The 9940-nt window shown below is 45.5% G+C and carries 10 protein-coding genes and 1 pseudogene; 6 read left to right on the top strand and 5 right to left on the bottom strand.

Annotated features, from left to right (window positions below; translation table 11 throughout):
• Window positions 1-23: 23 nt before the first annotated feature.
• The 4 genes from glmS to QUA88_RS23065 form a co-directional block, all read right to left on the bottom strand.
• Complete coding sequence (gene glmS / locus QUA88_RS23050) at window positions 24-1946, bottom strand: glutamine--fructose-6-phosphate transaminase (isomerizing) (protein WP_333054568.1); 1923 nt, start codon at window positions 1944-1946, stop codon at window positions 24-26.
• A gap of 158 nt (window positions 1947-2104) precedes the next feature.
• Window positions 2105-2350, bottom strand: coding sequence for a photosystem I iron-sulfur center protein PsaC (gene psaC, locus QUA88_RS23055; RefSeq protein WP_015175986.1), 246 nt, complete (start codon window positions 2348-2350; stop codon window positions 2105-2107).
• Between the two features lie 269 nt (window positions 2351-2619).
• Window positions 2620-3525, bottom strand: a complete 906-nt coding sequence (locus QUA88_RS23060) for a CoB--CoM heterodisulfide reductase iron-sulfur subunit B family protein (RefSeq protein ID WP_333054567.1) — start codon at window positions 3523-3525, stop codon at window positions 2620-2622.
• Window positions 3526-3699: 174 nt separating this feature from the next.
• Window positions 3700-3891 carry a hypothetical protein gene (locus QUA88_RS23065; RefSeq protein WP_333054566.1) on the bottom strand — a complete coding sequence of 64 codons (192 nt, stop codon included), beginning with the start codon at window positions 3889-3891 and terminating at the stop codon, window positions 3700-3702.
• A gap of 196 nt (window positions 3892-4087) precedes the next feature.
• Between QUA88_RS23065 and QUA88_RS23070 the strand changes: the two genes are divergently transcribed.
• From QUA88_RS23070 to QUA88_RS23095, 6 genes are all read left to right on the top strand, one after another.
• A complete protein-coding gene (locus QUA88_RS23070) occupies window positions 4088-4300 on the top strand; it encodes a hypothetical protein (protein ID WP_333274038.1) in 213 nt (70 codons plus the stop codon).
• A gap of 91 nt (window positions 4301-4391) precedes the next feature.
• Complete coding sequence (locus tag QUA88_RS23075) at window positions 4392-4931, top strand: hypothetical protein (protein WP_333274041.1); 540 nt, start codon at window positions 4392-4394, stop codon at window positions 4929-4931.
• Between the two features lie 926 nt (window positions 4932-5857).
• A complete protein-coding gene (gene acpP, locus QUA88_RS23080; protein WP_333054563.1) occupies window positions 5858-6112 on the top strand; it encodes an acyl carrier protein in 255 nt (84 codons plus the stop codon).
• Between the two features lie 97 nt (window positions 6113-6209).
• Window positions 6210-7463: a beta-ketoacyl-ACP synthase II gene (gene fabF / locus QUA88_RS23085; protein ID WP_333054562.1), complete on the top strand. Its 1254-nt coding sequence runs from the start codon at window positions 6210-6212 to the stop codon at window positions 7461-7463.
• Window positions 7464-7570: 107 nt separating this feature from the next.
• Window positions 7571-8878, top strand: a complete 1308-nt coding sequence (locus QUA88_RS23090; protein WP_333233559.1) for an AAA family ATPase — start codon at window positions 7571-7573, stop codon at window positions 8876-8878.
• Window positions 8866-9591 carry a DUF4276 family protein gene (locus QUA88_RS23095; RefSeq protein ID WP_333054560.1) on the top strand — a complete coding sequence of 242 codons (726 nt, stop codon included), beginning with the start codon at window positions 8866-8868 and terminating at the stop codon, window positions 9589-9591. The genes QUA88_RS23090 and QUA88_RS23095 overlap by 13 nt, the downstream gene beginning before the upstream one ends.
• Window positions 9592-9727: 136 nt before the next feature.
• Here the strand turns inward: QUA88_RS23095 and QUA88_RS23100 are convergent.
• Window positions 9728-9940 (bottom strand): annotated as a pseudogene (locus QUA88_RS23100) (photosystem II q(b) protein); the annotation flags it as partial.

A 9940-nucleotide genomic window follows, 5' to 3' on the forward strand; every position in this document is an offset into this window, starting at 1 on the left:
TGACTACTGACTAATGACTTCCTTTATTCCACTGTCACCGACTTCGCCAAATTTCGTGGCTGATCCACATCCAAACCTCGACGCGCTGCAATGTGGTAAGCCAACAATTGCAGCGGAATCACTGTTACAATCGGTGACAACAATTCATCCACCAAAGGCACGGGCAAAACGTGGTCAAAAATGTCGGCTTCCGCCACACCTTGCTTCGGCGTAACGCCAATTAAACGGGCGTCGCGGGCCTTGGCTTCCTGAGCGTTGGAAAGCACCTTTTCGTAGACGCTTCCTGGCATGGCGATCGCCACTACAGGCACTTTCGCATCCAAAAGGGCGATCGGGCCGTGTTTCATCTCTCCCGCCGGATATCCTTCGGCGTGAATGTAGCTAATTTCCTTCAGTTTCAGCGCCCCTTCCAAAGCAATCGGAAAGTTAATTCCCCGCCCCAAAAAGATAAAATCTTGGGTGTCTGTAAACTGGTGGGACAATTCCTCCACATACTGTTCTTGAATCTCCAAAAACTTCTCAATTTCTGCCGGCAACTGGCGCAAACCAGTAATAATTTCTGCCAATCTCTCAGTGCTGATTGTTTGCCGCTGGTGCGCCAAATCCAAAGCTAAGAAATAGAATGCCATCAACTGAGTGACAAAAGTTTTAGTCGCAGCAACGCCGACTTCTATACCGGCGTGGGTGTTGATTACCTGCGGCATCATGTGGGCGATCGAACTTTCGGTTCTGTTAGTAATGCCTAACATTCTCGCCCGGAATTTATCAGTAAAACCCGCGCGGCGCTGCTGTTCCATCCCCAAAGCAGCCAGCGTGTCCGCCGTTTCTCCCGACTGAGTTACCCCAATAGTTAAAGTATTTGCTGTCAGCGGTGCCGGTGCGTAGCGGTACTCAGAAGCGTACTGCACCGCAGTCGGAATATTAGCTAATTGTTCCAACAAATATTTGCCAATTAGCGAGGCGTGCCAGCTCGTTCCGCAGGCGAGAATTGAAATTTGTTCGACATCGGCGCAAAGTTCATTGGGCAAGTTGAGATTGATGGGAGAGTTCGGATTTCCTGGCTGCCAATCGCTGTCTAAATAAGCCTCCAAACAAGCTCGGACTACGGCGGGCTGTTCATAAATCTCCTTGTGCATGAAGTGTTTGAAGCCTTGTTTTTCGACTAAAACCGGACTCCAACCAAGGATGCGCGGGCTTTTTTTCAGCCTTTCCCCTGCAAAGCTGTAAACTTCCACTCCCATCGAAGTTAGCCTTGCCAATTCGCCATTTTCTAAGGACAAAACAGTGCGGGTGTGAGATACTAAGGCCGGCGTGTCGGAAGCGCAGAAAAATTCACCAGCACCAAACCCAATCACCAAAGGAGCTTGCTGTCTGGCGACAATTATTTCCTCTGGAAAATCTGCACAGATAACGGCGATCGCAAAAGCTCCTTCTAATTTATTTACCGCATTTAAAACCGTTTCCAAAAACGATAAATCAGCAATCTTTTCTGTTTTTTTATCTTTTTCTTCTTCCTTCTCCCTTCTTGCTTCTTTCAAAAATTCAGCTATTAAATGAGGGATAACTTCTGTATCGGTATCGGAGACAAATTTATGTCCCTTCGCTTTCAATTCTTCCCGCAACTCGCGATAATTTTCGACAATTCCATTTTGAACTACCGCAATTCGCCCGCTATTATCTAGGTGAGGGTGAGCGTTATATTCTTCTGGTTTGCCGTGAGTTGCCCAGCGGGTGTGTCCGATGCCGATGGGAGCCAGAGAGTCTATCTCTGCTAACTTTTCCCGGAGGTTGTGCAATTTGCCCTTTGCTCGGATGCAGGTAATTTCTCCTTCGGAGATGGTAGCGAGGCCCGCTGAATCGTAGCCCCGGTATTCTAGTTTCTCCAATCCTGCTAGCAAAATCTCGCTTGCTGCTTGCGTGCCGATATAGCCAACGATTCCGCACATTTAACGTACTACTCCTGCTTAGCGATCGCAATAAAACTCAAGTTTTATCATTTTTACCTTCTTCCGGCCCCGAATGCAGATTCCGCGACAAAAAAGAGGGGGCAATTTAATCGCCCCCTCTTTTGTGCCCGTAATTCGATCGGCGTGTCGATCGATATTTAGTAGGCTAGACCCATACTGCGAGTGGTTTCTGCTCCCAGGTAAACCCGGATGCTCAGAAAATCGGTGGGACAAGCAGTTTCGCACCGCTTGCAGCCTACACAGTCTTCGGTGCGGGGAGATGAGGCAATCTGAGCTGCTTTGCAGCCATCCCAGGGCACCATCTCCAAAACGTCAGTCGGACAAGCGCGGACGCATTGAGTGCAGCCGATGCAAGTATCGTAAATTTTGACTGAATGAGACATTGAATAAAGGCTCCCAACGAGTCACTAAAAATTTGCTGCCTCTGCGAGTGAACAGATTTGACGGCGAGGTGACACCGCTATAGCCTGCACAGAGAATTAAAGGTTAGTCTACCGCAGTGCCTGGAAGCACTTCGCGAAAAAGCGACAAAACTTCACAGTTATTCACGCGGAGAGTCTTATCAAAGTAGGTTCCTACTGAGCAAGTCTGTGGTTAGAGGGGAGTTATCAAGGACGGACTTCTTTACTACAAATCTGTGCAAATCGATCGACTAAAAGCCTAATTTTTCTAACACGGGCTTTGTGGAAACAATATGTCGATCGAGTCCTAGTTTTTTCGGTTCCACACCCAAAGCCAAAGCCACCAATTGCGGTAAATGCAGCACCGGCAAACCCAATTTGCGCCCGATTACTTTTTCTACCTCCGGCTGTCGCGAATCCAAATTTAAATGACAAAGCGGGCAAGGCGTTACCATACAATCAGCGCCATTGTCAAGAGCATCTTGAATATGTTTGCCTGCCATCTGAAAAGATTGGTTAGTGGCATAACTCGCCAACGGCCAGCCGCAGCACTGCGTCCGCCCTCGATAGTAAACCGGAGTTGCCCCGATCGCCCGAAACACATTTTCCATCGATTCCGGTTGGTGCGGGTCATCGTAAAGCAGCTTATCCTGAGCTCGCAGCAGGTAGCACCCGTAAAAAGACGCGCACTTCAAACCCGACAGCTTGCGGGTGACACGCTTCTGCACCTCGTCGAGCCCGTAATCTGCCACGATCGCCCACAACAGATGTTTCACCTCGGTACTGCCTTGATAAGGCGAACAGCCTTGTTTTTCCAGTAAACCGTTGACTTTTTCTACGTAGTTGGGATCGGTTTTCTGAGATTCCTTGAGGCGATCGTCCACATGACCGATTACCCCTTGACAAGTGCTGCAATGCGTGAGTAAAGGCAGATTAAGTTCCTCAGCCAAAGCAATATTGCGGGCGTTGACAGTATCTTCGAGTAACTGCGAATCTTCCTTGAAAGTGCCAGAACCGCAGCAGGAAGCTTTCTTTAGTTCCACCAGTTCAATCCCCAACGCTTGAGTCAGTGCTTGGGTAGACAGGTAAAGTTCGCGGGCGGCTCCTTGGGCGACACAACCGGGAAAATAAGCATATTTGAGATTTGGGGATGGCATAATCGTTTCTGCAGGGGAGAAAAGGCAAGGGAAAAGAAACGAGAGCGCTGGAGGTCGGGATGCTTCCTGCTTCGTTTCTCCTCTCCATATCCTTACAGAAAACTAGCGTGAAAGCCCCCCTCTTTTAAGGCACAGATGAAACGCAGTTTTCAGGTTGGTGGCGGGGCGATCGCGCTAATTTGCTGAAGGCGCTTTTGGAAAAATCCCATCGCTGATGGTTCGTCTAGACACTGGAATCAATCGCACCGTCAAAGTTATGTATCTGCGATCGCTGCTGGGCAAGCAAAAATGAGTTACTAAGTTTGCCAGTTCGCAAAGGCGAAGGGCGAGCACATTAGCATAAGTAATTGTTAGGCGATCGAGCATAACACATCGTTACACCCGACCCATTAGAGTGTTATGATTCAAGAGTAAATAAGCCAAGGTGGCTGAACTACACCGTTAGCTTGCTGGGTTATCAGTGCGATTGTACTTCAATGCTGTCGGTAGTTGCAAAATCATCTGGTTCCAGACATAGCGGTAGTTTATGATACTGCTTTCATCTCACCCAAAATGTCAAATCATGCAGTCGGGTCAAGCACAATTCCCCCAAGCCGTCACAATTTACAAAGCTCCTCACAAATATCGAGGGCAACAGAGGTATTGCCGAGGAGTTCAATCAAAACTTCAAGAAGGCGTTCTTGAAGTTTTGATGATCGGGCAAGCTACGATCGATATTTCAAAACGTTTGAGTATGGCTAGGATAAAAATGACAATTTTGAGCGGAATGAGGTAGTCCTTAGCCGCCCATACTGCCTAAACATGAATGATTTGGAGGGAATTCAATAATGTTAAACTCAATAAGGTTCGACTGGCAACAGTTAGCCATGATCGAAGAGCTCAAAGAGTATTGTGAAACTGATTTCCACGGATTTAGTAAACGGATTGAGCATCATATTCATGAATTGCAGAAAATCGATTCAAAAGAGCTTTATAACCTCGCAATTTTACGAGTTCTTGAAGTTACAAATGGTTGCACTCAATGGGGATTTAGAAGAAAAGATGAGGGATGCTTATCAGTTGAACAAACCCGTGAATGCATGAAGAAGGTGATTGGATTTATTCAAGATAAAAAAATCGACTTCCCAAGTGGAGAGTCGATTCATTTTACTTCATCCATTCAACAATTGATTGAGGAGGGACGTGGGCTTTACCAAGATGCCTTCAAGAAAAATATTGTCGGTAAAGAGAAAGAATACTATGCCTATTCGACGGCTCAGTTTTTAGTATACGGTCGCCCACGTTTGAATGCTGCACTTCAATTAGTAAAACAGGAGTTTGAATCTCTGTTTACAAAGTACTATATCGAAAAAGGTCGCAATTATATTGCCCCATATATGGAGGCGCTTCTTCCTGAAAATCCATGAAATGACGGGAATCATCCACAATTGATGGACAAAGTGCAATCTCTGATCTTGTAAGTAGAGTTGATGTTAAGCTTTCTAACAATTCGCTTGGAGCCGACTGGGGAAAGTCAGTGGTGTAGATGCAATGGTTTTGACAGCCCCTCAAGCACACCGTTAGGCGGAACAGATCGCGCCTGTTAAATTTGTCGTTTTTCAGCCGAGATTAAGCAAAAGCAAAGATGGTTGGCTCCGTTGTTGAGTCCAGAGAAGCTATGGGCGATCGCGAAACATAAGTAATTGTGAAGTGATGGGTGTATAACATATCCTTGGCTCTGACAAAAGTGATATTTTGGTGTTGAGATCGAGGCGCTCGTTTGCCGCTCAATTCAGCCGTTATGTGTAGGTTTTTATCGTAGGCGCATCCGGGAAACTCGGGGAGTACATGGTGCAGCAGGCGCTAAATAGGGGCTAAGAGGTGGTTTGTGTTTGTCGGGAACGCAGCGTAGGCAAACTCCATCGTTGTACAGATGCGATGTACAGATGCGATACTTCCATTGAGTCCGTTGAGGTTATCTGAGTGCGAGCGCAAGTAGGAAAGCAAGACGGATCGTATGCGTTTGGGCGTTGCTTTTGAGAATTTCTAGGGGACAAGCAGTCACTAGGGCATGATCTCTTGCAGATAGTCATTCAATCAGTCCGGGACGCAAAAATTGCTTTGCAACACTATTGGTAGCGGTAAGGTACGGTGTGCACCGCCAGATAGAGTTTATGCCTCCAGAACTATTCAAATAGCGATCGCCACCCCATAACAGTCCTAGAGTTGCTGCGATCGTCCGTGTCCCAATTGTCCCTGGCCCGTGTCACTTAGAAAAGCGGCCAGCCTTTGTCCTGCAGATCCCCCTTTCGGATAAGATTAGATACGCAGCAACCAATGAGGACACGATGTTATGAGCCAAGACGACATTTTTACTAGAGTCCAGAAAATTGTGAAAGAGCAACTGGAAGTCGAGCTGAGCGAAGTCAAGCCCGAAGCCAACTTTGCTAACGATTTAGGAGCAGATTCCTTAGATACAGTAGAGCTGGTAATGGCCTTGGAAGAAGAGTTTGATATTGAAATTCCCGACGAAGCAGCCGAAGGAATTACTACGGTTCAAGCTTGTGTAGATTACATCAGCAGCCAACTTGCAGCTCCAAAAGCATAAAATACCTGTTTTTTCCCCTAAGAGGAGAGAAGTTATAAAACTGGAAACTCCTCTTTAGTTCTGCGTTCTGGGTGTTTAATTTTTTGAAACTGAAATCATGACAAATTTAGAGCGTAAGCGCGTTGTTATCACGGGTCTCGGCGCGATTACACCGATCGGCAATACCTTGTCCGAATATTGGGACGGGTTGCTTGCCGGCAAGAATGGTATAGGCCCGATCACCTTATTCGACCCGTCGCGGCACGACTGCCGCTTTGCCGCAGAGGTGAAGGGTTACGACCCACACGACTATTTAGAGCGCAAGGAAGCAAAGCGGATGGATCGCTTTGCTCAATTTGGGGTGTCAGCGAGCAAACAAGCTCTTGCTGATGCGAAGTTGGAGATTAATGACCTGAACGCAGAACAGGTGGGTGTCATTCTTGGCACTGGCATTGGTGGCCTGAAGGTTTTGGAAGACCAGCAAGAGATTTATCTGAATCGCGGCCCCGATCGATGCAGCCCGTTTATGATTCCCATGATGATTGCGAATATGGCCGCGGGCCTGACGGCGATTCAAACGGGTGCTAAGGGGCCAAACTCTTGCACGGTGACGGCCTGCGCTGCCGGGTCGAATGCCGTGGGCGATGCGTTTCGCTTAGTTCAGGCGGGTTACGCCCAAGCCATGATTTGCGGCGGTACAGAAGCTGCGGTGACACCTTTGTGCGTGGCGGGTTTTGCTGCGGCGAGGGCGCTTTCGACTCGCAACGATGACCCGACTCATGCTTGCCGTCCGTTCGATCGCGATCGTGATGGTTTTGTCGTCGGCGAAGGTGCTGGCATTCTGATTCTAGAAGAAATGGAACACGCTCTGGCGCGTGGCGCGAAGATTTACGCAGAAATCGTCGGCTACGGTTTAACTTGCGATGCGTATCACATGACTTCTCCGGTACCGGGGGGAGAGGGTGCGTCGCGGGCCATGGCTTTAGCGCTCAAGGATGGGGGTTTGACGCCGGATATGGTGAGCTATATCAACGCTCACGGCACAAGCACGCTTCCCAACGATTCTACGGAAACCAAGGCGATTAAAAAGACTTTGGGAGACCATGCTTACAAAGTAGCAATTAGTTCTACCAAGTCAATGACCGGTCATCTTTTGGGCGGTTCTGGGGGAATTGAGGCGGTGGCGACGGTAATGTCGATCGCCAATGACAAAATCGCGCCGACAATTAATCTGGAAAATCCCGATCCTGAGTGCGATTTGGACTATGTTCCTCATACAAGCCGCGATCTAAAAGTTGATGTGGCGCTGTCGAATTCTTTTGGATTTGGCGGCCACAACGTGACTCTGGCATTCAAGAAGTTTGTTCAGTAACGGCTAATCCAAAATCGAGAGTTAAAAGGTAAAAAATTAATTTTTTACCTTTGTAGGGTAGGCATCTTGCCTGCCCTAACTTTCTGAAGTATAACCGGAGCGATCGTATGAATCAACCAATTATTCGATTTTTGACAACAAAGAATTATAAAAATCTGCACTTAGATCCATCTGTAAATTTAAACAACCTTAATATATTTATCGGCTCAAACGGTTCAGGCAAAAGCAATTTCATCAGTTGTTTAAAATTTTTAAAAGATTGCCTAATAGCTATTCCTGACGCAAATCGGGACGTGAGTAGTTTTGAGGATGCTGTTTCTAAAATTGGTGGTGGTAGAATTTTAGATGTCAATGTTGAAAGTCCAGCAAAGGTCAGTATAGCTTGCTGTTTTTCGCAAATTAACCACACGGGTAATCTTCAAAAAGACAGCGCAATTCTTGATTTCAAACTTTATACCGATCGAGAAAAAGTAAGGGCGAGCATCTCTGAAGAATATCTATATGGCGGAGAAGATTTGCAGGAAACTTCCAGCAGGCAACCTTTCTATTACTATAAATTGCATAACAGAGAATTAGGGCAAGGAGTTTTATCTGTTTACAAGTCTCTCGGTCAAGAGCCAACTCAGTTTGAACCTTTAGATAACATTCCTACCAATTCTTTTGGTTTGTTGACAATTCCGACACTGCTTGAAAATAGTCTATTACCACCAGAAACTACACCTATTTACAAAATTAGAAGAGAATTAATTGAATTTATTTCAAAATGGCAATTTTATAATGCCAATAACATGAATTTGAATTCAATTATAACCGCCGAACCTAAAATAGGTGGCAGTGATATTTACTTATCTGCATCGGGAGATAATCTGCCTTTAGTATTGTACAATTTAAACCAAAAATCTATCAATTTTGAAGATAGCATTAACGAGGCAATGAAGTCCATCCTGCCAAAAACTCGTCGCCTTAGAGCTTTACCTTCGGGTCGCCTATCTCTCACTGTAGAATGGTATTTTGAAGGTATTGATGATGAAGCATTCTACCTAAATGAAATGTCGGATGGAACTGTCAGGATGCTTTGTTGGGCAACTATATTACATTCTCCACTTCTTCCTTCTTTGATAGTCATTGATGAACCTGAATTAGGATTGCACGTCTCGTGGATGCCAATTTTAGCTGAGTGGATTAAAAAAGCTGCCACCAGAACTCAGATAATTATTACCACACATAGTCCCGACCTTTTAGATCACTTTACCGATCGTTTAGAGAATGTTCTTTGTTTTTATCCCGAAAACAGAACGTATTTCTCAGTCAAATCTCTTTCAAAAGAACTGCTGAAGCCAAAACTTGAAGAGGGATGGCAATTGGGCGACTTATACCGTGTTGGCGATCCAAGTATTGGAGGATGGCCGTGGTAGTGTGGGTTTTCTCTGGTGGCGGTGAGGCTGAGGTTAGAGGATTCTTTCCTTTTTTAGAAAAAACTTTTCCGGGCTGTAGATTTGAACGAAAAACACCAGTTCGCCAAAAACCCGGCCCTAAAGCTAATAAAGCAGGTAGTTATGGAAGAACAGGTCAAAGCTTAATCGAGCAAATAAAGCAAGAATTACCGATCGCCTTAAAAGCGGAAGCAAATAAATGCGACTTGATTTTAGTTTTTGACGATTTGGATTGTCGCGATTCTCAGACACAAAAATCAAAAATATTGGTAGAGTTATCAAAAATACCCGAATGTGCTGACATCGAAAAATTTGTTGGGTTTGCCGCGCCGGAAATCGAAGCTTGGATTATTGCTGATTGGAATAATTCAATAGCTAAACATTCAGATTTTCGTCGAGGCAAAAGACATGAACGGATGCGTTGGTGGCTAAGTACACAAAGAAAAGTTTCTTTTGAGAATCCAGAAGCATTTAGTGAATACGATGCTGAAAAAGATTGCTGTCGAGAAAAACTATCAGAATATTTAATTGAGTCAAGTGTTCAAGATGAACTCGATCGCGATAAAGCACGCTTTTCTAAAGGAGATCATACTCCTTTGCTATTGAGGGAAATCGATCCAAATGAAGTCCAGAAAAAATGTCCCTTATTTCGCGAACTCTATAACTATCTCAATAATTTTTGTCGTTGTCCATAAAGGGTCAGATAAAAATTTATTTAAGTAAACTGTAAGCCAACTTTTGCAAAGCATTAGTAGTGTTAAATTAGATTTTCCCCAAAACAAAAAGCGCCCCTATTTCTAGGAGCGCTTTTTGTCAATCTCAGACTAAAACTTAGCCATTGATAGAAGGAGCAACCAAAGCTACAGGAGTGACTTCACTAGCAGCCAAGTCGAGTGGGAAGTTGTGAGCATTGCGCTCGTGCATTACTTCCATACCCAAGTTAGCGCGGTTGATAACATCAGCCCAGGTATTGATGACACGACCTTGAGAGTCGATAATCGATTGGTTGAAGTTGAAACCGTTCAAGTTGAAAGCCATCGTGGA

The organism is Microcoleus sp. D3_18_C2 (assembly GCF_036702395.1).
In the GTDB taxonomy this organism is placed as follows: domain Bacteria; phylum Cyanobacteriota; class Cyanobacteriia; order Cyanobacteriales; family Microcoleaceae; genus Microcoleus.

Excerpts from the sequence above, each read along its gene's own strand:
- QUA88_RS23075 (WP_333274041.1), top strand. The coding sequence starts at position 4,392 with ATGATCGAAGAGCTCAAAGAGTATTGTGAAACTGATTTCCACGGATTT.
- QUA88_RS23070 (WP_333274038.1), top strand. The coding sequence starts at position 4,088 with ATGCAGTCGGGTCAAGCACAATTCCCCCAAGCCGTCACAATTTACAAA.
- fabF (WP_333054562.1), top strand. The coding sequence starts at position 6,210 with ATGACAAATTTAGAGCGTAAGCGCGTTGTTATCACGGGTCTCGGCGCG.
- QUA88_RS23060 (WP_333054567.1), bottom strand. The coding sequence starts at position 3,525 with ATGCCATCCCCAAATCTCAAATATGCTTATTTTCCCGGTTGTGTCGCC.
- QUA88_RS23090 (WP_333233559.1), top strand. The coding sequence starts at position 7,571 with ATGAATCAACCAATTATTCGATTTTTGACAACAAAGAATTATAAAAAT.
- QUA88_RS23095 (WP_333054560.1), top strand. The coding sequence starts at position 8,866 with ATGGCCGTGGTAGTGTGGGTTTTCTCTGGTGGCGGTGAGGCTGAGGTT.
- psaC (WP_015175986.1), bottom strand. The coding sequence starts at position 2,350 with ATGTCTCATTCAGTCAAAATTTACGATACTTGCATCGGCTGCACTCAA.
- QUA88_RS23065 (WP_333054566.1), bottom strand. The coding sequence starts at position 3,891 with ATGCTCGATCGCCTAACAATTACTTATGCTAATGTGCTCGCCCTTCGC.
- glmS (WP_333054568.1), bottom strand. The coding sequence starts at position 1,946 with ATGTGCGGAATCGTTGGCTATATCGGCACGCAAGCAGCAAGCGAGATT.
- acpP (WP_333054563.1), top strand. The coding sequence starts at position 5,858 with ATGAGCCAAGACGACATTTTTACTAGAGTCCAGAAAATTGTGAAAGAG.